Genomic DNA, 25,960 nt, shown 5'->3' with positions numbered 1-25,960 from the left:
AATAGGATAGTTCGATTTCATTGCAAGAAATTTACTAGCTGAAACTTCCTCGTATCGATTTAGAATATTCCCTCAAAACATCCGCACATTTGGACACGTTTTCTCCATTCTCTTCGATGATCCTTTGGATCGCCGAACCGATGATGATTCCGTCCGCATAATGTGCGATCTGGGATGCTTGTTCCGGAGTAGAAATTCCAAAGCCCGCACAGATAGGTAGCTCCAAATTTTTCTTCAAAAATTTAATTCTATCTTCCAGATCGATGGAAAATTCTCGCCTTTCTCCCGTTACACCAAAAGAAGTCACATAATAGATAAAACCGGAAGAGGTTTTTTTCATGGACTGAATTCTTTTCTTAGGTGTAGCAGGTGTTACAAGATGGATCAAATCCATATCTCTCTTTCTCAATTCTGAAAATAATATTTTACTTTCCTCAGTATCGAAAGGAAGATCGGGAATCACCAAACCTTCGATCCCGGAAACTTTCGCCTTATCGAGAAAATTCGGAATCCCACAATGATAGATAGGATTAAAATAAGTGAGATACACCAAAGGTTTTTCAGGACGGTGATCATGAATGGCTTTGGTTGTCGCAAAAATCTGATCGAAACTGAATGAATTTTTGAGAGATCGTGCAACCGCTCTTTGGATGACCGGACCATCAGCGACAGGATCGGAAAAAGGAATTCCCAATTCCAATATATCCGCCCCACTTTCCAATATCGCTTTTCCGTATTCGACGGATGCCTTATAATCGGGATCTCCTAGAGTGAAAAAAGGAACGAAAACGGACTGAACCGTTTTTTTCTCGAAGTAATCCTTAATTTTACTCATGTTTCCCTTCTCCCAACAAACGTAAAACTTCCGTTACATCTTTATCGCCTCGACCGGAAAGACAAATGATTAGATCTTTCTTCTTGCCTAAGTCCATTGCCACATCCCTCGCAACGTGAAACGCATGCGCAGTTTCCAATGCAGGGATAATTCCTTCGATTCGGCTGACTTCGATGAAACTACTTAATGCTTGTTCATCGGTTACCATTCGATATTCAACTCTTCCCGTTTTCGACAAATGAGCATGTTCCGGGCCGACGCCAGGATAATCCAAGCCTGCGGATACGGAATGTGCGGGTACAATTTGTCCGTATTCGTCTTGAATGATCAATGTTTTTGTTCCGTGAAGGAATCCGGTTTTACCGTAAGTCAATGTTGCAGAATGTTCGCCTGGTTTAGGACCGAGTCCCCCTGCTTCCGCTCCGTAGATCTTTACGGATTTATCTTTCAAAAAACCTGCAAACATTCCGATCGAATTGGAACCTCCTCCTACACAAGCGACTATGGCGGCAGGTAAAGTTTTTCTTTCCTTTTTGAATTGTTTACGAGCTTCGATTCCGATTACGGACTGCAAGTCTCTTACGATCGTCGGAAAAGGATGCGGACCGATCGCAGAACCTACGATATAATGAGTCGTAGAAACATTCAATGCCCAATCCCTCATCGCTTCACTCGTTGCTTCTTTAAGTGTAGCCTCGCCAGAGGTAACAGGGAGGATTTTAGCACCTAACAGTTCGATTTTTTTTGCGTTAAGATTTTGTCTTTTTACGTCTACAGCGCCCATATAAACGACTGTTTCCATTCCGAACATGGCGCCGACTGTGGCGGTTGCCAGGCCGTGCTGTCCCGCTCCCGTTTCGGCAATGATTCTTTTTTTACCCATATAACGGGCGATTAATGCTTGGCCTATGGCGTTGTTGATTTTATGAGCGCCACTATGATTCAGATCTTCTCTTTTGAGCCAGATTCTAGCTCCGCCCCAATGCTTTGTTAGGCGCTCTGCAAAAGAAAGCGGGCTTGGCCTGCCCACGTAATTTTTCAGATAATAAGCAAGTTCCTTTTGAAACTTTTTGTCTTTGCTTAATTTTTTGTAAGTAGCTTCGAGTTCTTCGAGAGCTTCCGTCAGAATTTCGGGGGAGTAACGCCCGCCGAATTCACCAAAATAACCAACTTGATCGAATCCCATAATCTCCAGATTTACAAAACAGGATTTTAGGGAAACTGCTTCTCGGGTGCGGGGAGAATCTTTCGATCCCCGCCCTGAATTGGGTGGGGCTGACCGCCCGCCACCCAATAAGGCCTCTTTACCGGATTTCTTTCCGAAAAGCGAGCCGATCTCTTAAATTCGGATTTTTTATTAAAAAGTTTTCACCTTTTTACCCGATTTCTTTCGTTCTGTCATCCAACTCTTTTCGCAAAGACCGAAGAAGAGAATTGATTTCCTCGATCAGGGTCTTCGGATCGGAACCTGAAATCGTTTTTTCTTCCATTGTCTTTCTGTTGAGGATTGTGATTTCATTTTTTTCCAAGAACCCTTTGCCCAAGGTCAATCTCACAGGGAAACCGATGAGTTCAGAATCTTTGAATTTGAATCCCGGCCCAAGATCTCTATCGTCCCAAAGAACGTCGATTCCTGCCTGCTTCAATGAGGAATATACTTCTCCTACCCGTGCGATATCTTCCTGAGTTTTTGCGATACTCACCAAACAGACTTCAAACGGAGCTATGGAAACAGGCCAGAAAATTCCTTTATCGTCATTACATTGTTCGATAACAGTCGCCATACAACGATTCACACCGATCCCATAACAACCCATAGTTGTCAGAGTGGCTTTTCCTTTATCGTTCAAAACGCTGATTTCGAAAGCCTTGGAATATTTTTGACCCAGTTTGAAAATATGCCCTACTTCAATTCCTTTTTCGGCCTTTAAAGCATGCCCGCAATTCGGACAAGGATCTCCTTCCTTACTTTGGGAAAGATCCAAAGTTTGGATTTTGGAGAAATCGTAGTATTTCGATAATTGAACGCCTTTTTTATGTTTATCGATTTCGTTTGCACCTGCCACATAAGGGAAATTCGGTTCCAAAATCGAATCGACTAATATCAATAAATCGGAAGATTCAGCAAAACCAGGACCGATAAAACCTGCGATCAAACCGAAACGAGTCAGTTCGGATTGCCCCATAGGCCGAAGCTCATTCGCACCTAAAAAGTTTTTCAGCTTATTTTCATTCAGTTCTCGGTCTCCTTGCAGAAACACTAGAACGTATTTTCCGTCATAAGAAAGAGCGACCGCTTTCAAAGTCTCTTCTTCTTTCACTGATAAAAATTGGGCTACATCTGAGATAGATTTTTGACCGGGAGTCTCCACGATCGACTCTTCTTCCTGCTTGGAAGCAAGGCTTGTTTTTTTAACGACAGGAGTCTTTTCAATATTACCTGAAAAACCGCAAGAATCACAAAGAGTCAAAGTCTCTTCTCCGATAGGAGAAACCACCATAAACTCTTCCGAGGCAGACCCTCCCATATTTCCGGAATCAGCTTGCACCGGTATGGTGGCAAGACCCAATCTTGCGAAGATACGACGATAGGTTTGTCTCATCTTTTGATACGTTTCGTCAAGAGAAGCATCGTCCAAATGAAAGGAATATGCATCTTTCATAGTGAATTCTCTGGATCGGATCACTCCGAATCTAGGACGAATCTCGTCCCTGAATTTCGTATGAATTTGATATACATTTATAGGAAGATCTTTATAAGAACGAACCATCGGCTTTACTAAAACACAAAACGATTCCTCATGAGTCGGCCCAAGGCAATTTTCGTTATCATGTCTATCCTTGATACGGAACATCTCTTTGCCCATTTTGTCCCATCTTCCGGACTCTTTCCAAATCTCGCTGGGAGTCAGAATAGGAAGTTGAAATTCCAAAGCACCGGAAGCATCCATTTCTTCTCTCACGATATTTTCGATTTTCTTTAGGATGCGAAGACCTAACGGCAGATAACTGTATAAGCCTGCGGCTGACTTACGAACAAGTCCCGCTCTCATCATCAGTTTGTGCGAGGCGACGACAGCATCCTGCGGATCGTCTTTTGTTGTAGGAATCAAATAGGAACTAGCTTTCATGAATCAAATTACCTGAAAATTAAATTAAAAAATACGCATTACATCGTTGAAAGAAACATAAAGACCGAGACCGACCAAAAAGAAAAACCCCAGACGGAAAATCGCATCGATCGCCTTACGAGGCAAAGGTCTTCCCGTAATGGCTTCATAAGCGAAGAGTACGATATGTCCTCCGTCCGCCATCGGAATCGGAAGAAGGTTCATAATCATCAAAGCCAAAGAAATTTTAGCGACAAAATCAAGATAAGCGGACCAGCCGTATTCCAAACTGAGCCCAGCATGTTGGACGATACCGATCGGACCGGCCAAATTGTCTTTAGGAGAAAGAAGACCGAAGAACAACAGTTTGATTCCCGTCAAAGATTTGGAAACGTTATCATAAACCTTAGCGGAAGCGGAAACAAGCGCTTCTCCTACTCCCATCTTTTTTTCCATATTCTCAGGATCGAATTTTACGGAGGCTCGGAACCCAAGAAGGCCGATCGGCTTTAACTTAAGTTCTGCGGTATATTTCATATTCCCGATCAGGATCGTCTTACGAGCGGAATCCGCTTTTTTCAAATAATCAGCGAATTGATTTGCTGTTTCGAAACTCAAGGAATCGACTTTCAAGTTGGAAAGGCGGTTTTGGATCTCGGGATCATAACTGTCTAAACGCCAATAAGGAAGATTCAACTCGGGGAAAGAAGGATGTCTGATATCGATCAGCTCGAAAACGTTCGCACCCAAAACAGGAATTTGCACAGTCACCGGCTCAGTCGCCCAAGGAGAAAGCAAAGGGTATTTTTTTCTTTCCACTAGAATGGGAATGGTTTCGTTCTGATGTTTTCCCAATTCTTCCTGCAGTTCAGGAACGGTATATACGTCTACTCCTGCAACTTTTAAGATCACATCCCCATCGTTTAAATAAGAAAGAGCCCTTCTGCGAAGAGCCTTATCTCTCTCTTCTTTTTGGATTCTTTTGACATGTTCTTCGGGGATTTCTTCCTTTCTTTCTTCTAGTCTGCTTTGGAAAAATTCGGCGGATTTATCCTCCTTATCCAGAAAACTTCCTACCGCATAACCCAACTGCTCCGAATAAGTGAAAGTTGCCTCCACTCTTCTGTCTCCGAAAGCGGAAACTCCGATGGAAGGATGCCCTCCCGCAGAATAAAGATTGGGAACAATTTGGATCGTGTTCTTTTTCCCGTCTCTTTCATACTCCACGTTGATCGGATCTCCCGTCGTAAAACTTACGTTTGTAAAGATATCCTCGAAGTTCTCCACTTTACTTCCGTTAATGGAAGTGATTCGGTCACCCGTACGAAGTCCGGCAAGATAAGCAGGAGAACTGGATTGAATCGAATCCTCTATAAAGATTCGATTGGAAGTGAAACTCTCTCCGCTTAAATCCAAAATGAATAATAACACAAAACCCAATACTAAGTTGGCAAAAGGTCCTCCCAATACGGGAATCATTCTTTTTAAGGGAGGAGTGGAAAACAATTCTCCCGGTTTGCCTTTGAGTCTTTCTCCGTAATCGCCGCCTCGAAAGAGAACATAACCCCCGATAGGAATGGCAGTGACTTGATAGATGGTTTTACCGATTCTTTTTTTCCAGATCCCTTTTCCGTAACCTATGGAAAAAATTCTAGCCTCGACCCCTACAAGTTTTCCGCAAAGAAGATGACCTAACTCATGAATGAAAATGGAAACGGCGAACATCAAAATAGCGCCTAATATCAATAAGATCATACAACCACACCTTTGGAATATTTTTTATTTACCGAGAGCCTTGTCTCGTTGTCTTTTTCTAAGAAACCTTGCCAATCCTGCGGGAAAGTATTCGGGATTTCATTTAACGCATCTTCGATGATTCTGGGAATTTGGATGAATGGAATTTTTTCCTCCAAAAACAATTGAACTGCGACTTCGTTTGCGGCGTTGAATACCGCAGGTGCGGATCCGCCTGTCCTTCCCGCTTGAAAGGCCAAAGCTAATGCGGGATATCTGGCAGGATCAGGATCTCTGAAAGTAAGTTCCTTCCAAGAGAAAGGTTTTTTCTCCGCCAAAAGTTTAGGAGTTTTATTCGGATAAAACAAAGCGTGAGCGACAGGAAAAATCATATCGGGAGCGCTCGTATATTGCAGACAGGCTCCGTCCAAGGTTTCTATGATTCCGTGAGTCAAAGATTGCGGATGGATGACCACTTCGATCTCGTCGTAAGAGAATCCGAATAAAAAATGAGCCTCTATCACTTCCAAACCTTTGTTCACAAGGCCTGCTGAATCCACAGTGATCTTAGGACCCATCGACCAAGTAGGATGGTTTAATGCCTGTTTTATGGACACATTCGGAAGATCTTCGATGGGAAGGTCTCTAAAACTTCCTCCGGAAGCGGTCAAAGTGATGGCTTTGATATTGGAACGGTCTTCCTTCTCCAAAAGTTGAAAGAGTGCATTGTGTTCCGAATCTACAGGAACCATGGAAACTCCGCATTCCTTCACCAAACGGTTGATATAAGGCCCGAAAGTGACCAAAGTTTCCTTATTTGCTATCGCGATTTTCTTTTTTGCCTTGATGGCAGTGATGGTAGGAATAGCTCCCGCAGCTCCCACAATGGCAGTCACTACAGTGTCGACAGAAGAAAGGGAAACAATCTCATTTAACCCTTGTTCTCCGTAAACGATTCTTGTTCCGCCTTTTTTATCGCCCCAAACACCCAGATGGGATTCGGAAGTGAGACAAACGACTTCAGGCCGAAACTCTTCGATCAGAGTCTCGGCGATTTTTAAGTTGGAATGAACACTAAATGCGGTTAAACGGAAAGATTCCGGGAAAGACCTGAGAACCTTGAGGCTTGACTGTCCTACCGAACCTGAAATTCCAAGAACACAAACCCCTATCATCAGTAATTAGACGGTTCTTAAACTGGGAAACCCAGAATTCCCTTGAATTGAAAGTAATAATACACGGCAGGAACCGTAAAAAGAAGAGCGTCTGCAAGATCCAAAAGCCCTCCATGACCGGGGATGAGTGCGGAAGAATCTTTGATTTTCGCATCTCTCTTCATCGCAGACTCCGCCAAGTCTCCCATTACGGAAAGAATAGAGATAAAGAACGCCAAAAGAACGGATTCCAAAACGGATATAGGAAGTTTGATTCCTGAAAAAGTTTCCCAAAGATAATTCAAAAGAAGAGTACTGAGAACGGCGGATATATTTCCTACGATATAACCTTCCCAGGTTTTTTTAGGAGAAATTTTAAGCCCTGCGGAGTGTTTACCGAACCATCTTCCTCCGAAATAAGCACCTGCATCACTCATGAAAGTGATCGTTGAAACTAAGAAGATATAATAAGCTCCGAAAGGAAAAGCAAGAAGTAGCAAAAAATGACCGATAGGGATCGCCAAATACACAGGACCTAAAACGGTCGCACTCGCGGAAAAAAGCGCTCCATCTAACGGGCGTTTAAAGATTTGCAGAATCCAAACAGTGATGGAAAGAGCCAAAATCAAAAAAGGAACCGGATGGAAACTTTCTCTCAAATGTTTGGAAATTTCCTGCACCCAAAGAGGAGGAGTTACATTGTATTGAAGACCTAAAAATTGAAGGTAATAAACTGCAAAAATCACGATGGAAAAGAAAAGTCCCGTTCCGAAAAAAGGTTTGGAGTCTTCTCTGGTGCAAAATGCATATAACTCACGTAAGCCGAAAAAAATCACTGCGGATCCGAATAGAAAAAATTCCACATAATACCAGGAAGAGTGGAAGATCATAAAAACATAAGCAACTACGAGTGCCGCCGCCGATAAGATTCTTAATGCTGTTTCGCTCATGCTAAACCACCAAATTTACGTTTTCTAGATTCAAAAAAGACAAGAGCCTCTTCCAACGATTCCCTGCCGAAATCGGGCCATAAAGTATTCGTAAAGAAGAACTCCGCATAGGCGATCTGCCAAAGTAGAAAATTGGAAACCCTTTGTTCCCCTGCGGTTCTGATCAATAAGTCTACCGGGGGAAGAGGGTGTGTATACAAATATTTTTCGAATTCCTTGGGAGAGATCGGTTTGTCCAAAGGGACACGACTTTCTTTTCGTGCGGCTTGGATGCGATGAAAGCCGCTTAATATTTCTTCTTGTCCGCCGTAATTCAAACAGAAGTTGGCTACGATCTTTTTGTTCTTTTGAGTTGCCTTTGCCGCTCCGTCGATCTTTTCCAAAACCTTCTTGGAAAGTTTGGATCTGTTTCCCGAGTGTTGGATACGAATTCCTTTTTTCTGGATATCGTCCAATCGTGTATCGATGAATTCGATCAATAGATTGAAAATGGCATTCACTTCCGTGATGGGGCGTTTCCAATTTTCAGTGGAGAATGCGTAGAGGGAAATAGCGGGGATTTTATATTCGAGAGCGACGTCTAACAAACGATCAATGGCAGTAGCCCCTGCTCTATGACCTTCCGTTCTTTTTTTGCCTTGTTTTTCCGCCCAACGTCCATTGCCGTCCATAATGACAGCAATGTGTGATGGGATCACTTTAAATTTCATTTTGATAACTTACAAAACTTCTATCTTTCTCTTAAGATGATTTTAAAGTGTAGTGATTTCTTTTTCTTTCTCTTTTTCCAAATCGCCGATTTTAGCGATATAAGAGTCGGTGATTTTTTGGATTTTATCCTGGTGACCTTTCATCTCATCTTGGGACACTTCCGTCTGATGTTTTTTCAATTCATCGTTTGCGTCTCTTCTGATGTTACGAATTGCGACTTTTTTCTCTTCGGATTTTTGTTTAACGACTTTCGCAAGTTCCTTACGTCTTTCCCCTGTTAACTCAGGGATATTGATCCTAATACTAGAACCGTCGTTATTCGGAGTGAGCCCTAATCCTGCTGCAAAAATCGCCTTTTCAATGTCTTTCAACATGCTCTTTTCGAAAGGAGTGATCAAAATCATTCTTGGTTCCGGAACTGCGATTTTACCCATCTGATTGAGAGGAGTCAAAGTTCCGTAATAGTCGACTCTTACATCTTCGACCATCATAGGATTCGCTTTCCCGGTGCGGATTACTGCGAAATCTTTTTTCAAGGCATCTACGGTTTTATCCATTTTTGCCTGCATTGATTTTATAATTTCATCTACCATCTTCAATCACTTCCTCTGAATTGGAAATCAATGTTCCTATCGGATCTCCATCGATAAGTTTTTTCAGGTTTCCCGATTTGAATATATCGAATACGATGATCGGCATATTATTGTCCATACATAGACTCAGTGCCGTGGAATCCATAACCTTTAATCGTTGTCTGATGGACTCCATAAACGATACCTGAAGGTATCTTCTTGCATTAGGGTCTTTTTTAGGATCTGCAGTGTACACTCCGTCCACTTTTGTCGCCTTTAAGATGACTTCACATCCTACTTCGACTGCTCGTAAAGAAGCGGTAGTGTCCGTAGTAAAATAAGGATTTCCTGTTCCGCCTGCAAAAATGATCACTCGATTTTTCTCCAAGTGTCTTACTGCTCTTCTGCGGATATAAGGTTCTGCAACCGACTTCATTTCAATTGCGGAAAGAACTCTAGTGAACATGCCCTGCTTCTCGCATGCATCTTGTAAGGCGAGAGCGTTCATGATGGTTCCCAGCATACCCATATAGTCTGCTGTTGCCCTTTCCATACCGGATTTAGCTAAAGTTTCCCCGCGAATCATATTGCCGCCGCCTACTACGACGGCAACCTCAAGACCCATATCATGGACTTCCTTGATTTGCCCCGCTAGGGAAAAAGTTTTATTTGTATCAATACCTAGTTCGCCCTCTCCGGCAAGTGCTTCCCCGGAGAGTTTGATCAGAATCCGTTTGTATTTCGGATTACTGCCCACCTACTTGGAACCTCGCAAATCTGCGGATGGTGATGTTCTCACCGAACTTCGCAATCGCTTCTTGAAGAAGGTCGTGGATGGTTTTTGTGTTGTCACGAATGGATTTTTGGTGAACCAAACAAATCTCTTCGTAGTATTTTTTCATTTTGCCGGGAAGGATCTTTTCGATTTGATCCGCCTTTTTGCCTTCTTTCTCAAGAAGAGCTTTTTGGATGCTCATTTCATTGTCGATTTCCGCTTTAGGAATGGAATCTTCATTCACATAAAGAGGGTTCATCGCAGTGATTTGAAGAGCGATTTCTTTTCCAAGGGCTTCGAAATCCGCATTGTTCGCAACAAAGTCAGTTTCGCAGTTCAATTCTAAGATAACACCTGTTTTACCAGTTCCGTGGATGTAAGAAATTACTTTTCCTTCACCTGTTTCGCGGCCTGCTCTCTTTGCCGCTTTCGCCAAACCTTTTTCACGTAGATAAGTGACGGCTTTTTCGATATCGCCGCCGTTTTCTTCCAATGCTTTTTTGCAATCCATCATCCCCGCACCGGTTCTTTCGCGGAGATCTTTGATTTGTTCTGAACTAACAGCCATTATTATTCTTTCCCTTCTACTTTTACTTCGGTAACTTTAGCCGCTGCATCCGCATCGACAGGAATGTCTTTCGCAGTAGGAGGAAGCTCATCGTCCATGATGAATTTTCCGGATTCGTCATATTCACCTTGGTATTCAAGAGCAAGTTGATCCGCATCCATATCTTCTGTAAAATTAGTTTGGATCACTTCTCCACCTGTTCCTTCGAGCACTGCGTTTGCCATAGTGTCTAGGAAAAGAGAGATCGCGCGGATCGCATCGTCGTTACCTGGAATTGGGTAATCGATAGGCTCCGGATCACAGTTTGTATCGATCACAGCGAAAACTTTAAGGCCTAGTTTCTTTGCTTCTTTTACTGCGATCTCTTCTTTTTTAGGATCGATCACGAAAAGAATCTCAGGAATGACAGCCATATCTTTGATTCCACCGAGTGTTTGGCGGAGTTTTTCCAATTCGCGTTTAAGGGATAATGCTTCTTTTTTAGTACGAGCTTCTTGTTCGAAAGAGTTGTTCTCTTCCATTTGCTCTAGTTTTTTCAAACGAGCGATAGACTTCTTTACTGTATTCCAGTTAGTAAGAAGACCACCTAACCAACGGTTAGATACATAGTACATGCTGCAAGCAAGAGCTGCTCTTTCGATCGCACCGCGAGCTTGTTTTTTAGTTCCTACGAAAAGAACCTTTTTGCCTTGGCCGGTAAGTTTCTTCAAAGCATCATAAGCTTCTTTTGTCTTTTGAACTGTCTTTTGAAGATCGATGATGTGGATTCCGTTACGAGCCGTATAAACATAAGGACTCATTTTTGGATTCCAACGACGTGTTTGGTGACCGAAGTGTACGCCTGCCTCTAGCAAGCTCTTCATGGAAATTACGGACATATATTACCCCTTTTTTAGTGCGAGATAACCAGATGCTACAAGGCCGACTAGACTTGCAGGGGTTAGCTGGATCTCGACTTTAACTATATAAAGCTCGAAACTAACAGGACTTTCGAATAAGAACTTGGAGAGAAACGCTGTTCCGAGCAGTTTATCGATGACTACACCGGCTACAGCTCCCGCCATTAGTCCCAAGAACAGGACCAGAATGAGGTTTCCCGCTTGCGTTTTATTCATGGGAGGCCTTTCGTTCGAGCTTCCCAGTCAGAATTTTGCACAGATGCCATTTGTCAAGGGAAATGAGTTGGATGGTTTCAGCGGCTTAGGATGAGGAAAAAATGTCCCATTTTCGGCGAAAAATCCTTTCTCCCTTCTCATCCTGCTTGCTCCAAATGTGCCGAAATGAAAGAGATCGGCACATCTTAGAGAGGAAATCTTAGATTCCCAAGTCTTCGTAGGACAGAGAGAACAGCCCTCGGGAGGATTTATCGAAAGAAGGGAAATAGGCTCTTCTTTCAAAAGGAACGGCCACCGAGATATCTCTGACTTTGGAACCGTCATGCATAGAATAGTATAACGCTCGTTTGCCATCTTTGTCCAGAACCAAAATTCCCGTTTTCTTGGAAACAGGAAGAATGCTCTGAGGAATGCTCAAAAGGAAAGGTTTCAACCAAGGATTTCGATGGACGAAATTGATGAGTCCCGATCTCTTTTTGATGATTCCTGTCCAAATTCTACCTTGTTCGTCTCTCTCCAATCCATCCGCCAAACCGGGAAGGTTCTCGAATAGAACTTCGAATTTTCCTTGGTTCTTGCCGGATAAATAGGCACGTAAAATTCTAAACTTAGTAGTCTCCGTAATGACGACAGATTCCTCGGACCTGTTTTCTTCCAAAAGGATTCCATCAACGAAAGTGAATCCGCTGAGCGCTAAAGATATCGTTCCTTTTTTTCTATCGTAAAACCAAAGTTTACCGTGAGGGTACAAACCGATCGCTTCCGGCACGGCACCGCTTCCCATAGCAGCATCTTTTCTTTCGAACGGTTCGCTGATATAGATGCGGTTTCCATCTTCGGATACCGCCAAATCATTGCATAACGAGAATGGTCTGGAGTTGGAAGAATTCAACTGGCTGAGTGAGAATGTTTTTCTTTCCGAAACGGAATATATTTTTTCGAAATCTTCCTGTTCCGTTTTAGGAAGATCCAATAACAAAGGACGAATCGTTTTCGTCGCAATCTCCACTTCATACAAACCGACTCTTTGCGTTTCTTCATAAGAATCACCGCCTAATCTAGAGGCACAGAAAACGATTTTGTCTTTGTTTCGATTCGAATAACTCATCCCCGCAGGATTCATAGGTGGTTGGATCCACTGAGATGCCTTCCCCGTTTTTAAATCCAATTTCCAAATCCATCCGTCCATGCCGGAGGCGAAACCGACTCCTTTGCCTGCATCGAAAATCAAATCGTCGTGACCGGGAAGATCCGCCATCTCTACTTTGAGATTGGAAAAAGGGTCGTCTTTTCTTTCTATTTCCGTGATGGGAACGGGAACATCTCCGAATTCGTAAGCTTTTCCGATTTTGATGCCTTGAGAATTGCAACCGATCCCGCAAACAACAATCGTCAATAAAATTAGTTTATTAGAATATATTTTCATTTTGTTTCTTGTAATTTCCTTTTTCTTTGTACATGAGGAACTTCCTCATCCAGCCAATAGGCTTTGTCTTTTTCGACCACAAGGATCTCTTCGAACTTAAAACCGACTTTCCCTCTTCCCAAATGAGGTTCGACTGCCCACAAACCCACCTTGTCTCCCTCATGATCCGGAGTCAAAAGTTCAGGAAGCACTTTGTGGGTCAAAAACTCATACGAGCCTTGCAGACTGAACCAACTTGCAAAACTAACAGGAAGCAACGGAAATGAAATCTTAGGGAGATGCACCTTATAGATGCGATGACCCAACACGGCAAAAGGATACAAAGAATGAACATTATCGAAACCGTTTTCTTTTGCTTCTTTATCTATCTTCCACCAAATCTCCGAAGCACTCATAGAAGAAGAAAAGTATTCAGGGATTTTTTTACGAAGCTGAAGAAGATATTCCATTCCTTGGTCCAGCTCCTCACTAGGAGTCAAACAGGAAGAATATCCTATATCACCGATGTATCCCTCCACGACGGGAGAAACATCCAGTATAAAGGGTTCGTTCGCGACTAAAGTTCTTTTACCGGGATGAAATTGAGTGAATCGTTTATAACCGTCGAAACGTGCATGATCGCCAAACCAAGCAAAGGGGCGATGCAGAAATACTTTTACTCCGTGATCTCTCAAGAAAGTATCCATATATTTGGCGGTCTGAAGTTCGGTCCATCCTTCCTTCATTTCCTTTTCCGTTTCCGTAACACATTGATACGCCAGCCTTTGCGCTTTTAAAAAACCGGCCTTTTCATCCTCTGAAGGCATCCGAATCGATTCGGAACGATACCTGGACATTTTGGAAAAAAGTTTGGATAGTAGTCCTTTTTCTCTGGGTAATGGCATAATCTATTCTTCTTTGTTTTTAATAAAAACAAGACTAACAGACTTGAATATGTTTCGCTTGAATGAATCCGGTATTTATAAAAAATTTCAGAAGACCCGATCATCTGATTCACAAAATCTTACTTCCGCAGATTTGAGATGACCGAAGAATAGAGAAGGCACAAAACCGAAATTCTCCTTAAAGGTTCTGGTGAAATGAGCGGAATCGGAAAATCCTGCCAGATGAGCCACTTCCGTCAAATTTTTACCTTCCTTTAAAACTTTAACTGCCGTTAAAAGACGAACCCATAGAAGATATCTTCTCAAAGGAATGCCTAAATTTTCCTTAAAGAGACGGATCAGTCTGTCTTCCGAAATGGAAAACCCTTGCCCGATTTCCTTCATACGAATACTGTCAGGAAGTTCGGTTCTGATTTTATGAGCGATTTTTTTGATTCTTTCGTCTACGTTCTTTTCCAATTTACGGAAAGGATATACGCAGCGAAGAAGATCCAGATGAAGATCCCAAGCTTCCTGATCGCTTACATTTCCCGAATACAAATTCCATAATCTTTCAACTAACGGTTCAAAAGCGGTGAAGTCTAATTTTTTCACTTCTTCCGCTCCTACGACTCCCGCAATGGAGCCATATTCGTAAGTTTCCGGATCGATGAGAAGAGCGATCATTTCCACTCCGGGAGAAACCGTTCTATGAAAGGTATTCGGCCCTACAAGTGCGGCTCGGTATTCCTCTTTTCCTTTCTCCGTTTCAATGCAGATCTTTTTATCCAATGATACCGCTAAAGTAGCCGCATAATGCGCATGGAAATCGGTTTGCATGGCGTTCGTCGTGAACATCACCCGGCTGTTCCATAAGTAGAGAATGCTTTTGTTTTCGGAATCCATCTACAAGTTCAGATGTTCCTCCTACATTCATTCCATTCAACCAGTTTATTCGTAAAAATTAAACTCCGTAAGAAGGTTTACGGAGTCATTTTATTTTCTCATTGAGTCGCAGAAGATGGTAGCGGATAAGGAATGACGTTCAGCCCTTTATAGTCCTTTTCGTAGACTGCGAAATAAACCCTTTCCTTACCTGGAATCACCACGATGAGTGTAGAGAACAAGGAGCCGTCGTGCATTCCATAATATAACGGTTGTTTACCATCTTTGGAAAGGACAAGTAGTCCCGTTTTGCGGGATACAGGCTGCCATTTTTGAGGAATGTACAATGCCAATCCTTTCCAGAAAGGATGATTATGAAGCCATGTCACAAGTTTGGATCTTTCGAAAACCAAAGCGACCCATACCCTTCCTTCCGCATCCCTGTCCATACCGTCAGGAAAACCGGGAAGACCTTCGATCACCACTTCATCCTCTCCCGCTTTCTCTCCGGATAAATGCATTCGGATCAGTCGAAATTGCGACACTTCGTTCAGTAAAATAGAAGTCTCTATCGTTTGCTTAGAAGAATATTCCAACAGGATTCCGTCCACATAAGAATAATTATGCGCAACAAGGCTTGCCGATTTCTTTTTCAGATCGAGTTTCCAAACATTGCCGTTTTTCCCCAAACTCAAAGCTTCGTTGCGGGATTGATCACTCACTCCCAAAATAGCACCTTTATGATCGTAAGGTTCCGTGAAATAAATTCTTTCCCCGTCGCTGCTGATCGCCAAATCATCCGCCTTCTCCACCATTCTGCTGTTGGAATCATTCATCTCAGCGAAAGCAAGCGTGGGTTGTTTGTTGGAAGGATACAAACTGCCCAATCGACTTTTTGAGTTTTGTATTTTATCCTTGGGACCCAGGGGAACTCTATCCGCAATCTTTCGGATCGATTTGGTGGAAATTTTAAGTTCGTAAATTCCCGGTCCGTTCGGTTCGACCGAATCTTCCTTACTTCCCCTGGAAGCACAGAAGTAGATCAAATCGGAATTTTTAGGATGAAGCACCATTCCTCCCGGCATCAAAGGAGTTTTAACAAAAACTTCCGCCTGATTTTTTTTCAGATCCAAGATCCAAATATTTCCGTCCATCGATGCGGTGAAGGCACGGCCTAGATCTTCCTGTAAAAGAATTTCATCTTGTGCAGGCACATTCGGAATTAAATTCAGAAGCCCTTTTTTACTAAGATCTTGAGAGTCTTTGATCCGAAGAATTCTTTCATTATAAGGGAAGTTCACAGGTTCCTGAATTTGTTTTTTAAAATGATCTTCAGGGAAAGAAAGGCAATTCCATAATGCGAGAAAAGCGATAAAGAAAGTCGAAAACGTTTTTGCATGCTTCATACTTTCATTCTAAAACAAGGAAGAATATGCCGCTTGAACGATTCCGGTATGTGAAGAAATTAGAATGTATTTTTTAATTTCACCAAAAAGGGAAAATCACTTTGAATAGATCCGCTTCCCTTTCGCCGTTTTTTTGAGAGTCAGTTTCTCTTTCTACGGCAGCAGCATCTTCACCTAATCTTTGCTCAATTCTTTGAACGAAGTGAATTCTATTTCCGCCCGGATCCACAAGTTCGAACCCTTGTCCTCCCCAAGGAGATTTTTGCAAGGATGTCATTTTGGGAATTCCGAACTGAGGCATTTCGTTTCCGTTTCTTTTTAAAAATTTAAGAAAACTTTCGTACAAACCTTCCACGTTTGTGGATGAAATATGGCAGGCGCCGTAGGAAGTGCGAGGATCCATTTCCCTCATCTCGAAAAAATGAATTTCAATTCCCTTCCATGCAACGGATGCATAGGGAGAGTCTCCCTCTCTTTGGTATAAAATCTCAAATCCCAAGTTCATATAAAAGCTTAGATTTGTTTTCAAAGAAAAACACGGTAGAACAGGAATTAACGTTTCAGCCTTCATAAAAACCGCCTTTTAATTTATATATGGAATTCATGTTCTACCAAACTGGTTTGGAGAGCACGTAACTCATTCAATACAATCTGCAATGTTTTCGAATTATGTTTGTTTCCGATCTTATCTGCCCATTTAGCATGATGTTTATGGATATAATCCAGCGCAATTTTTCCCTTAGGTGTGATCTCCATCAGTTTGGAACGTAAATGATTCGGATTATCTACAAATTGAATCATTCCTTCTTTCACAAGCATGTTCGCAGTCTGACGAACTCCTTGGCGAGTAAGACCCATTATACGAGCTACATCTGTCATGGAGCAAGCGCCGTGCTCCACAACTCCCAAAACCTGCCACTTGGCACTGCTCAAACCGACCGGCTTTGTAATTTCATCCCCCGCATCCAAAAGAAGACGATTCAGACGGAAGATCTCTATCACGATTTCCGAAAACGAACTGCCTTGAGGACTGAGTCGACTCATATTGACAACATATTGTCAATATGACAGTTACTTGTCAAACAAAAAGCACCAAACAAAACATAGAGATTTGTCCGAAAAATACTGGTAATTCAGGGAGAATACCACATCTTCGACAAGAGATCATTTTATGATTTCATTAATTAAAAAGTTTGAATCTTCCTACGAAAATCCAAAAGGAACTTACTTATGAAAAAAACCTCTCTATTGTTAGTTTCCCTATTCGCTCTTCTAATGGCGAATTGTGCGGAAACGAAATACAGACTGCTTCGTAATGTCGATAAACCCATTCGACTCTCTACATTTAAAAACGATCCTGCTTATACTCTTGTGAGAAATTTTGAAGTCAGTCACATGAGACAGTTTTTATTTTACGGAACCGTTCCTGTTCACTCCAAATCCCTGGAAGAAATTCTAAACCAAGAGATCTATGACAATTACGATGCGATCGGAGACATAGAGATCACTGAAAGATATACGGCACTTGATGGTTTGTTAGATGCTATTTTATTCGGACTTTACAGACCTTATACGGTAATCATCACAGGAAGCATTTACAAAAGGAAGGTGCAATAATGAAATTCACGGTAAAAATAGCGTCCCTATCCCTTCTTGTTTCCCAGCTTTTTATTTCCTGTGCGGAATACTCCATCAAATACAAACCGGATGCGAAGATCGTATCTTTTTCCAATGAAAAAACGGAAGGAGAAATTTCCAAAAGTTTTGTGATCGAGAGAAAAATGACGTTCGTAGCATTCGACTTAGTCAACACTCAAGAATTCAATTTGGAGGAAGCTCTCAATGAGGAATTTCCAAATGCGAAAAAATTCATAAACTTACGAATCAAAAGCGAAGAGGCCACAACAGATTCAGTCATTCGATTTTTGGGGACTTTAATGCAATATATGTTTGTGACAAACAGAGCCATCGTTTCCAGAAGAACCGTGACCATTTCGGGAGAAGTGATCGAATAAAATCAATTCAATGACATTCGAGAAAGAGAAATTAGTTTTTGAAAAGGAAGGTTATTTTCTTTTCAAAAACTTTTTCTCCGAATCGGAAATTTCCTCTCTCGAAAATGCAATTCGAAAGCCCCATTCGGAATGGCTGAAACTGCATTCTCACAAAGATACGGTCAACTCCAACTATCTTACCTCCTCGAGTCTAGCTTCGGATCGAAATGACCGCCTAACTTTGTTTCATTTTATCTCTCAAAATAAAATCTTCCATATTTTAAAGTCTCTGTTTCCTGAAGAAAAAATCTTTTTTCTAAATACTCAAGTTTTCTTCACACCCGAAAATCAGAACAGGCTTCCCTATTGGCATAGAGATGTGCAATATCTGGGAGTTGATGAAGAAGAACAAATTCGAATCCTTCAAAAAGATATTGTGCTCCACTTCCGAATTCCACTCATTTCAGATCCTGGAATCGAACTTATCCCGGGCTCTCATTCGAGATGGGATACTGAGGAAGAAAAAAATGTAAGATTAGAATTAAAAGATGCCAAGAATTCAAACTCTCTTCCTAATTCCGTTCTCATTCCCCACGAAAGAAAAGATCTATTGGTTTTTTCAGCCCATCTGATTCATAGAGGAAACTATTCGCAGAAGAGAATGTCTTTGGACATCCTTTATACGAATTTTCCGGAAAAGGAAAACACGATCAAAACATTTTCACATTTTCCGAACGAAGAAGAATTGAAACAACTAAACCATGGAGAAATCTATCATTATGCTCAAAACGAATCGTGATTGAAAGAAATTTCGAAACTAAATGAATGTAGGTATTATATGATTTCCAAAGAATACTGCACGGAAATGTCCCGTTACAATGAATGGCAAAATAAAAACCTAATTGAAGTTATAAAAGGGATCTCTGACGAAAATTGGTCGCAAGACTTAGATGCTTTTTTTCATTCCTTAAAAGGAACCCTCAACCATATTCTCTATGCGGATCGAGCCTGGATGGATCGATTCAAAGGCAAAGAGGTTTTGGTGAAAGACCCGAAATCCATTTTAGCGGAATCGAAAGACGACTGGATTCGAATGAGAAAACAAACGGACGAGGAAATTTCATTCTGGTTTCAAAATGTTCAGGAAGATTGGCTGAAGAACGATTTTAAGTTTTATAGTTATATTCTGAAAACGGAAATTTCAAAACCGACTTGGCTTCTAGTCTCCCATTTATTCAACCATCAAACCCATCATAGAAGCCAAGCCACTTCCATTTTACATCGATTAGGGATAAATTACGGTGTGACCGATTTGGCTTGGATCCCTCCTAAAGATTCGAAATGACTTTTATTTGTCGTTTAATTTAAGTTTACCGATTCGATCCGAATACAAACTTCCCAAATACAAATATCCGTCTTTTTCGATGGCGCTTGTAATTTCCTTCAAAACCTCTCCTCCCGGATCCTGGAGAGTGGAAATTACGTTTCCGTTTTCATCCAACTTCAAAACAAAACCGTAAGGTTCCGCTTTAGGCCATAAAAACTTAGGAAGGTTCGAGGTGAGTTTTTTGAGAAAAGCGGAAGGGTGCATTTTGTCCATACGATCGTTTCTTACGGTAAACAGAGCCACCCAAAACTCCCCTTTATGATTTCTGGTGATGTTGTCCGGAAAACCGGGAAGGTTTACGATAAAGTCTTCCTTGGTTCCCGCCTTCTTGCCTTTGAGCCAATAACGGGAAATTTTATATCGGTAGGTTTCATTGATCAGTATAAAATCTTCGTTTTTGGACAAAGCGACTCCGTTTGCGAAATACAACCCATCTAACAAAAGTTTTGTTTCTTTCGTTTTAGGATCGAAAACAAAAAGTCTGCCGTAAGGTCTCGATTCCAAAAGATCGAGAAGATATTCCTTTTGTTCGTAGATACTCGCATCGGTGAAATAAATTTTTCCGTCTTTAGCGATATCCATATCGTCGGTAAATTTAAATTTCTCTCCCTGATAGGATGTAGTCAAATCGGAGAGTGTGCCTTCTTTGGATAAACTCAAAAGACCTTTGTAGGCATCAGCGACGATAAGATTGCCCTTGGAATCGAATTGAACTCCTAATGCGCGCCCTCCCGTATTTCCTAAAATGGAAATTTCTCCCGAAGAAGTCACTTTAAGAACGTTTCCTTCCTTGTCTCCTCCGTATATGTTCCCCGCATTGTCCACATCCAAGGATTCCAGTCCACTTAACTTTCCTTTAGCGATTACTTCGGAAACCCTTAAAGATTCATTGACTGCATAAATACCGGTTCTTTCCGGCTTCAAAGGAGGTTCATAAGATACAGGATCGAAAGAACGACAGGAAATAAAAAAGATAATACACAACCACAGATAAGTCTTCATGATTTTGAACCTCCCATTCCGATTCCTAAAATAGTTACATCGTCCATCATTTCACGTTTGCCTTTGAACTCTTGAAACGCTTCCAAAAGACCTCCCACCGTTTTCTCCAAAGATATATCTTTGGAATCCAATAGATAACGATGCAGTCTTTTTTCTCCGAAAAATTCCCCGTTCGCATTTTCCTGTTCAATGATACCGTCGGAGATCATAAACAAACGATCTCCTTCCGAAAAAGGAAGTGTCTGAGTAAAAACATGAGCATCATTTTCCAGTCCCAACATAATCCCGGATTCTTCCAAAGGAATGATATTCCCTTGGGAAAGTATATAAGGTTCATTGTGTCCGGCGCAAGAATAGTAAAGTTGTGAATTTTCCAAATCAATGTCGGCAATCACGGCAGTGAATTGAGTCGCCCTTTTGCCGTATCTCTCCAAAAAAACCCGGTTCAAGTGGAGCAAAACCTCGGAAGGTGTTTCCAATTCTTTTTTCACATGATCAAACTCCGCTTTGATGGCCATCGTGATCAGAGCGGCCTGTACTCCGTGGCCGATCGCATCCGCTAAAAAGAGCCTCACTTTATGAGTTCCCAACCGGAATACGTCGAAAACGTCTCCTCCCACTTCGCTCATAGGCTCGAAACGGGAACTGAATTGAAGATTTGCCACCTTTTTAGTGTTTAATGGTAGAATGCTTCTCTGGATCGTCTTAGCGGTCTCTAAATCTTCTCTAATGATTTCCAAAGATTGCTGCAGTTTTGCAGTTCTCTCTTTCACCATCTCTTCCAGAGTCTCGTTCTGTTTGCGAAGTTCTTCCATCAGGGCGGCACGAACGGCTTCGTTCATTCTCAATTCGTCCAAAGCGATTTCCAATTCCCTGTTCGTTTGGATTAAATTTTTGTTTTTAGTGCTTAATACCTGATTTTCTCTTTGTTCCGAATTTCGAATTCTGGCAGTCAGAATGCGGAGTAGAAAAACAGTCATAGCAGGATTAGAATATAATAATTCCTGAAAACTTGCTCTTGTCATTTGAAGAAGAGAGCAGTTTTCCTTTGCGGTGATGTTCACCGTTCTGGGTGCGGAGTCGATCAAGGCAATTTCTCCGAAATATTCCCCAGGGCCGAACTCGCCTAACTCGAGTATATCTTCTTTAGTGTCGTCAAGATACTTCCAAACTTGCACCAGCCCTTTTTCGATGAGATAAAAAGAATCTCCGTTGGAGTTCTGTTCAATGATCAAATCGCCGGACAGAAAGTCCACTTTGGTCATTTTTTCGTGTAAAAAGTTTAAGTCTTCGGAGTTCATGCAAGGGAGAAACCGGATAAACGGTTCCACCCAAAATTTAAGGAAACGGTTTTGAGAGTAAACTCTCTTTTCTAATTCTCAGGCTCTCTATTCACCGAATCGATGGAAAAGGCAGGAAGACAAACGGACCAGTATTCTGCATCCTCGGAAAAAGGATTCGAATACCTCACCCGAGTGCCTTTTTGGATGAGAATCGATTCTCCCGCACGAAGCACGATCACTTGTCCGTCCGCTTCGATCTGTTTTTCCCCTCGGACCATCAAAGTCCATTCATCGAAAGAAGGAACCTGGAACGGTTCGGACCATCCGGAAGGGGCAACCATATACGCAATGGAAACCGCATTATGCCCGGTAGACGGGATTCCGAAATGTTCTTCGATGGTTTTTCCTCCCGGAACGGGAATCGAGATAGGTTTTTTCTGATGAAAGAAAGGCATAAACGTCTACCCTTAGCCCGCCAATTTGTTATAGATCTCTTCGGAAACTTTCCACAACTCTTCTCTTGCGGAAAAATCGTAGGAAGGTTTGGAGCTTGTTTTGGTCTTACATTTTTCGAAATACTTTCCTGAAACGGACTTCACTTCGTCGGAAGTGGAAAGATAGACCGAAGTCTCCGCACCTTTGTCTTCGTTAATAGCGAATAAATTTTGAGCGAACTGTAAAAGACCTTTCGCCAAACCTGCATTATTATGTCCGAATTTCGTTTTCACAAACCCGGGGTGCAGGCAATTTACAGTAATGGAATCGGATTTTAATCTTTCACTCAATTCGTAAGTGAACAGAATGTTCATCAATTTGGATTTTTGGTATTGTTTCCAACCGGAATATTTGACTTCCCCTTGCAGATTCGCAAAATCCAAAGAAACTCCGAAGTGCGCTCCCGAAGCGACATTGACGATTCTACCGGCACCTGACGAACGTAAGGAAGGAGTTAATTTTTTGGCCAGAACAAAATAGTTCATGTGGTTGAGTGCGAAAGTGGCTTCCAATCCTTCTCGAGTCAAAGTTCTCTCCGAGAAAAAAGCTCCCGCATTATTCAATAGAACATCGATTTTAGGATAGTTTTTAGAAAGTTTATCACCTAATAAAGATGTTTCTTTTAAAGAGGATAAATCCGCCTGATAGGTTGCGATCGAATTTCCTTGCGAGAAAGGATAAAGTTCTTTGGTGACTTGAGCGAGTTTCTCTTGATTTCTTCCCACTAAAACAACTGCATTGCCTAGTTTCAAAATTTCTCTGGCGGCCACTTTGCCGATTCCTTCCGTGGCACCTGTAATGATAACGGTCTTCTGGGACATAGATTCTCCTATCCGTGTTTGCAAACTTAGACTGGTTGACTGGGGATCGTAAAAGAAAATGTAGAACCGGAAACGCCGTCGCTTTGCACTTCTATCTCGCCCGCATTCATCAGGATAAATTCTTGACAAAGTAAAAGTCCCACTCCGTTCCCGCTTTCTCCCTGCGTTCCCAAAGACTTAATCACTTCTCCCACGTGAAACAACTTCGCTCGGATATCGGGAGCGATTCCCATTCCGAAATCGATCACATTGACTCTCCAGAATTTGGATTCGGCCCGTGCGGTGATCTTAACTTTGCTGTTTTTGTGACTGAACTTGATTGCATTGGAAATCAAATTCCTAAGGATCGTGAAAATCATCCGGTCGTCACAATATACCATTGCATGAGAAGGAACATCGATTTCAAATTCGATGGATTTGTTTTTGGCGTTTAACTCGAATAATTCGACAGACTCGGAAACGATGGAGTCCAGTTTATAATAATGAGGATGGAACTCTTCCTGCCCTCTCTGCAATTTGGACCACTCCAAAAGATTTTCCAAAAGAGAAAACACGGACTCCGAAGCATCCACCAAAGACTGAGTCATTTCCGCGATTTTGGCGTCTTTCTCCTTCATGTCTTCGTTCAAAATCTTAAGCAACATTTTGATTCCTGCAAGAGGTCCCCTTAAATCGTGGGAAATGATGGATAAAAACCTGTCCTTGGTTCCGTTCGCAAACAATAGGTTGCGGTTGGCATCTGCCATCTGCACTTCCAGTTTTTTCTGCTCGCTGATGTCCCGAAACACAATCACCAAACCTATGTTTACTCTTTGTTTGTCTCTGATTCTTTTGGCGCGAACTTCCCATTCCTGAGTAGGATTTTTAGACTGCCAATTCCAATGAGTATGGGTTCTTTTCTCTGGCAAAGTTTCAATCCTATGACTGAGATCCGAATACGTATGGAAAAAATTTTGAGCCGATGTAAAAGCCAGTTGCCTTCTTCCTTCAACAAATAACTGTTCTGCGGCAATATTCCAGTCCACAACTCGATTGTTCGCATCCAAAATCACCACTGGTTCTTCCAATTCGTCCACGACTTCTCCTCGGACCAAAGGGATCAAATCGAACATTCTGTAATAGGCGATGGCAAAAAAGATAACGATGACCTGAAAAGAAAGAGCAACCGAAGTTAAATTCAAACCAGCAATCGGTTTGAACCCCATATAATTGGTGATCCCTGCAATCCAAACGATAGAGCAAGTGAAAAGAAGAAGATAGTATCTGTATCTGGCAGGAGGTTTTGTCTCTAAAATGCTTTTGATGACGAAAAAAAAGACATATACGGTCCAAATTCCAGTGATCCCGAACTCAAGAAATAAAGTGAAATAGGAAAGCTCCTGCTTCCACTGAATTCGATCGTTGACGGTGATGATATAGGAATCGGAGATCAAAGTATGGAATATGGGATCAAGAATGACTGCAATGAACATCAAAATGGGCTGCACGGAAAGAAACACCCACAAAGTTCTTGTAATGCGATGACCGTTCTGGGTAAATTCCAAACTGGCAAGAATGGCTCCTAAACCGGAGAGAGCGACCCCTATATGAACGATGGAAACGAATACCTTATGCCAGGTTTGATGGATGAGTATGAAATCCATACCATAGGCGCCGACCCAAAGCATAGCGCCTAAAACCATTACCAATAGATATTTTACTAATCGGAGCTGGAAGGAACGGAGAAGGAAAAGCCCCAATATCAGATTGAGGCAGAAGGAAAAAACTAAAAGTAAACTATTTGGATGGAACTGCCACAAAGTTACGATTCTTCGCTGCTGAGCATTTCACAATTGCCGTCGAATACAACTCCGTCGGCGATTTGTAGTTTGGCAGTTCGAATATTTCCCTGCACCGTTCCGGAAGCAAGCATCTCCAATCTTTGTGTCGCAGTCACATTGCCCACGATGGTTCCGCCGACTACAACTGTTCCCGCTTTGATATTTGCTTTCACACGAGCCCCTTCGCTCACTACAAGATACCCGTCGGAAATGATTTCTCCGGTAAAGTCTCCTGAAATTTGAAGAGGTTTTTTGAACGCCAAAGTTCCGTTAAATGCAGTTTCTTTTCCGAGAATGGTAGCAATCACTCCATGTTCGGTAACAATCGGTTGTGTATTTTTTTTAGTCATAAATCTCTATTTTGTCTTCATATTATAAACCCCGTCCCAATCTTCAGGAGGAGGTTCGGAAATATAATCATCGCATCTTTCAATGTAAAGTTTGGAAGGACCGTCACTCGGATCCAAAGAAACCGCTTTTTGAAAACATTCCTTCGCTTCCGTGAATTTTCTATCCTTATAAAGAGCAAGACCTTGGTTGTACAAAGCTAACACTTGCAATTTATTTTCGCTGACGATCATACTTTCTCCTTGTACAAAACTACAACAGCAGTGGAATAATGGTCTGCATGGCTAATGGAGACGGAACTGGCTGTAAATCCTTTTGATTGGAAAAATTTCTCAGTTTTCCCGTGGATGACCAGCGTTTTTTTCCCGAAATCGGTGCCCGCAAGTTCGATCTCTCTCATATCCAGAACTTCTCCCGGACCCAAGGACATCGCCTTAATCACAGCTTCCTTACATGCGAATCTACCCGCCAAATAAGGAACCGGGTCCTTATGTTTGTGGCAGTATCGAATTTCTTCCTCGGTAAAAATCCTTTTTAAAAACCGGTCTCCGTGTTTGGCCAAAAGAGCCCGGATACGATCATTTTCAACGATATCATTGCCGATGGAAATCATTCCTGTCACGAGTTTCCGATTCGGGGGGATTTGGTCGAGCGGGATTTAGAAAAGAGAATGCCGGATAAAACTTTCTCTCCCGGAAATTTACGG

At 42.0% G+C, this 25,960-nt stretch carries 30 protein-coding genes; 4 read left to right on the top strand and 26 right to left on the bottom strand.

Annotation, left to right across the window (positions count from 1 at the left end; all coding sequences use genetic code 11):
• Positions 1-34: 34 nt before the first annotated feature.
• The 18 genes from trpA to EHS15_RS00640 all read right to left on the bottom strand — a co-directional run bounded on the left by trpA (position 35) and on the right by EHS15_RS00640 (position 17,148).
• Complete coding sequence (gene trpA, locus EHS15_RS00725) at positions 35-835, bottom strand: tryptophan synthase subunit alpha (RefSeq protein WP_135758611.1); 801 nt, start codon at positions 833-835, stop codon at positions 35-37.
• A complete protein-coding gene (trpB, locus tag EHS15_RS00720) occupies positions 828-2,021 on the bottom strand; it encodes a tryptophan synthase subunit beta (protein WP_135758610.1) in 1,194 nt (397 codons plus the stop codon). Before trpB ends, trpA begins: the two co-directional genes overlap by 8 nt.
• A 190-nt stretch (positions 2,022-2,211) precedes the next feature.
• On the bottom strand, positions 2,212-3,966 hold the full coding sequence (locus EHS15_RS00715; RefSeq protein WP_135758609.1) for a proline--tRNA ligase: 1,755 nt from the start codon (positions 3,964-3,966) through the stop codon (positions 2,212-2,214).
• Positions 3,967-3,990: 24 nt separating this feature from the next.
• Positions 3,991-5,700, bottom strand: a complete 1,710-nt coding sequence (locus EHS15_RS00710; protein ID WP_135758608.1) for a site-2 protease family protein — start codon at positions 5,698-5,700, stop codon at positions 3,991-3,993.
• Complete coding sequence (gene dxr, locus EHS15_RS00705; protein ID WP_135758607.1) at positions 5,697-6,854, bottom strand: 1-deoxy-D-xylulose-5-phosphate reductoisomerase; 1,158 nt, start codon at positions 6,852-6,854, stop codon at positions 5,697-5,699. Before dxr ends, EHS15_RS00710 begins: the two co-directional genes overlap by 4 nt.
• A 17-nt stretch (positions 6,855-6,871) precedes the next feature.
• Positions 6,872-7,783 (bottom strand): phosphatidate cytidylyltransferase, encoded by a 912-nt coding sequence (locus EHS15_RS00700; protein ID WP_135758606.1) that lies wholly within the window; start codon positions 7,781-7,783, stop codon positions 6,872-6,874.
• Entirely contained in the window at positions 7,780-8,493 is a 714-nt protein-coding gene (locus tag EHS15_RS00695) for an isoprenyl transferase (protein ID WP_135758605.1), read from the bottom strand. Before EHS15_RS00695 ends, EHS15_RS00700 begins: the two co-directional genes overlap by 4 nt.
• A gap of 42 nt (positions 8,494-8,535) precedes the next feature.
• Positions 8,536-9,087, bottom strand: a complete 552-nt coding sequence (frr, locus tag EHS15_RS00690) for a ribosome recycling factor (RefSeq protein ID WP_135758604.1) — start codon at positions 9,085-9,087, stop codon at positions 8,536-8,538.
• Complete coding sequence (gene pyrH / locus EHS15_RS00685; protein WP_135758603.1) at positions 9,077-9,823, bottom strand: UMP kinase; 747 nt, start codon at positions 9,821-9,823, stop codon at positions 9,077-9,079. Before pyrH ends, frr begins: the two co-directional genes overlap by 11 nt.
• Positions 9,813-10,409, bottom strand: coding sequence for a translation elongation factor Ts (tsf, locus tag EHS15_RS00680; RefSeq protein WP_135758602.1), 597 nt, complete (start codon positions 10,407-10,409; stop codon positions 9,813-9,815). Before tsf ends, pyrH begins: the two co-directional genes overlap by 11 nt.
• A gap of 2 nt (positions 10,410-10,411) precedes the next feature.
• Positions 10,412-11,287, bottom strand: a complete 876-nt coding sequence (rpsB, locus tag EHS15_RS00675) for a 30S ribosomal protein S2 (RefSeq protein ID WP_135758601.1) — start codon at positions 11,285-11,287, stop codon at positions 10,412-10,414.
• 3 nt (positions 11,288-11,290) lie between these two features.
• Positions 11,291-11,524 carry a hypothetical protein gene (locus tag EHS15_RS00670; RefSeq protein ID WP_135758600.1) on the bottom strand — a complete coding sequence of 78 codons (234 nt, stop codon included), beginning with the start codon at positions 11,522-11,524 and terminating at the stop codon, positions 11,291-11,293.
• 199 nt (positions 11,525-11,723) lie between these two features.
• On the bottom strand, positions 11,724-12,950 hold the full coding sequence (locus EHS15_RS00665) for an SMP-30/gluconolactonase/LRE family protein (RefSeq protein ID WP_135758599.1): 1,227 nt from the start codon (positions 12,948-12,950) through the stop codon (positions 11,724-11,726).
• Positions 12,947-13,834, bottom strand: a complete 888-nt coding sequence (locus EHS15_RS00660; RefSeq protein ID WP_135758598.1) for a M24 family metallopeptidase — start codon at positions 13,832-13,834, stop codon at positions 12,947-12,949. The genes EHS15_RS00665 and EHS15_RS00660 overlap by 4 nt, the downstream gene beginning before the upstream one ends.
• A gap of 87 nt (positions 13,835-13,921) precedes the next feature.
• Complete coding sequence (locus tag EHS15_RS00655; protein WP_246051828.1) at positions 13,922-14,719, bottom strand: AraC family transcriptional regulator; 798 nt, start codon at positions 14,717-14,719, stop codon at positions 13,922-13,924.
• A 98-nt stretch (positions 14,720-14,817) separates the two neighbouring features.
• Positions 14,818-16,104, bottom strand: a complete 1,287-nt coding sequence (locus EHS15_RS00650) for an SMP-30/gluconolactonase/LRE family protein (RefSeq protein WP_135758597.1) — start codon at positions 16,102-16,104, stop codon at positions 14,818-14,820.
• 79 nt (positions 16,105-16,183) lie between these two features.
• Positions 16,184-16,675, bottom strand: a complete 492-nt coding sequence (locus EHS15_RS00645; protein WP_135758596.1) for a bleomycin resistance protein — start codon at positions 16,673-16,675, stop codon at positions 16,184-16,186.
• 17 nt (positions 16,676-16,692) lie between these two features.
• The gene (locus EHS15_RS00640; protein ID WP_135758595.1) at positions 16,693-17,148 is read right to left on the bottom strand and encodes a MarR family winged helix-turn-helix transcriptional regulator; all 456 of its coding nucleotides are present in this window, start codon (positions 17,146-17,148) and stop codon (positions 16,693-16,695) included.
• Between the two features lie 186 nt (positions 17,149-17,334).
• Here EHS15_RS00640 and EHS15_RS00635 point away from each other — a divergent pair, with 186 nt between their 5' ends.
• Genes EHS15_RS00635 through EHS15_RS00620 form a run of 4 tightly spaced genes read left to right on the top strand, consistent with a single transcriptional unit; the run spans position 17,335 to position 19,443 of the window.
• Positions 17,335-17,721 (top strand): hypothetical protein, encoded by a 387-nt coding sequence (locus tag EHS15_RS00635; protein ID WP_135758594.1) that lies wholly within the window; start codon positions 17,335-17,337, stop codon positions 17,719-17,721.
• Positions 17,721-18,119 carry a hypothetical protein gene (locus EHS15_RS00630; protein ID WP_135758593.1) on the top strand — a complete coding sequence of 133 codons (399 nt, stop codon included), beginning with the start codon at positions 17,721-17,723 and terminating at the stop codon, positions 18,117-18,119. The genes EHS15_RS00635 and EHS15_RS00630 overlap by 1 nt, the downstream gene beginning before the upstream one ends.
• Positions 18,120-18,129: 10 nt before the next feature.
• Entirely contained in the window at positions 18,130-18,897 is a 768-nt protein-coding gene (locus EHS15_RS00625; RefSeq protein WP_135758592.1) for a phytanoyl-CoA dioxygenase family protein, read from the top strand.
• Between the two features lie 39 nt (positions 18,898-18,936).
• Positions 18,937-19,443, top strand: a complete 507-nt coding sequence (locus tag EHS15_RS00620) for a DinB family protein (RefSeq protein WP_135758591.1) — start codon at positions 18,937-18,939, stop codon at positions 19,441-19,443.
• 3 nt (positions 19,444-19,446) lie between these two features.
• On the opposite strand, the gene EHS15_RS00615 is transcribed toward EHS15_RS00620, so the two are convergent.
• From EHS15_RS00615 to acpS, 8 genes are all read right to left on the bottom strand, one after another.
• On the bottom strand, positions 19,447-20,487 hold the full coding sequence (locus EHS15_RS00615) for an SMP-30/gluconolactonase/LRE family protein (protein ID WP_135758590.1): 1,041 nt from the start codon (positions 20,485-20,487) through the stop codon (positions 19,447-19,449).
• A complete protein-coding gene (locus EHS15_RS00610) occupies positions 20,484-21,788 on the bottom strand; it encodes a SpoIIE family protein phosphatase (RefSeq protein ID WP_135758589.1) in 1,305 nt (434 codons plus the stop codon). The genes EHS15_RS00615 and EHS15_RS00610 overlap by 4 nt, the downstream gene beginning before the upstream one ends.
• 71 nt (positions 21,789-21,859) lie before the next feature.
• A complete protein-coding gene (locus EHS15_RS00605) occupies positions 21,860-22,225 on the bottom strand; it encodes a cupin domain-containing protein (protein WP_135758588.1) in 366 nt (121 codons plus the stop codon).
• A 12-nt stretch (positions 22,226-22,237) separates the two neighbouring features.
• On the bottom strand, positions 22,238-23,086 hold the full coding sequence (locus EHS15_RS00600) for an SDR family oxidoreductase (protein WP_135758587.1): 849 nt from the start codon (positions 23,084-23,086) through the stop codon (positions 22,238-22,240).
• A gap of 26 nt (positions 23,087-23,112) precedes the next feature.
• A complete protein-coding gene (locus tag EHS15_RS00595) occupies positions 23,113-24,885 on the bottom strand; it encodes a sensor histidine kinase (protein ID WP_135758586.1) in 1,773 nt (590 codons plus the stop codon).
• Positions 24,886-24,887: 2 nt separating this feature from the next.
• Complete coding sequence (locus tag EHS15_RS00590) at positions 24,888-25,256, bottom strand: bactofilin family protein (RefSeq protein WP_135758585.1); 369 nt, start codon at positions 25,254-25,256, stop codon at positions 24,888-24,890.
• Between the two features lie 6 nt (positions 25,257-25,262).
• Complete coding sequence (locus EHS15_RS00585; protein WP_135758584.1) at positions 25,263-25,487, bottom strand: tetratricopeptide repeat protein; 225 nt, start codon at positions 25,485-25,487, stop codon at positions 25,263-25,265.
• Positions 25,484-25,867, bottom strand: a complete 384-nt coding sequence (gene acpS, locus EHS15_RS00580; protein WP_135758583.1) for a holo-ACP synthase — start codon at positions 25,865-25,867, stop codon at positions 25,484-25,486. Before acpS ends, EHS15_RS00585 begins: the two co-directional genes overlap by 4 nt.
• Positions 25,868-25,960 lie beyond the last annotated feature (93 nt).

It is taken from the genome of Leptospira idonii, assembly GCF_004770995.1.
Taxonomy (GTDB): Bacteria; Spirochaetota; Leptospiria; order Leptospirales; family Leptospiraceae; genus Leptospira_A; species Leptospira_A idonii.
This window is presented reverse-complemented; position numbering and strand designations above follow the sequence as displayed.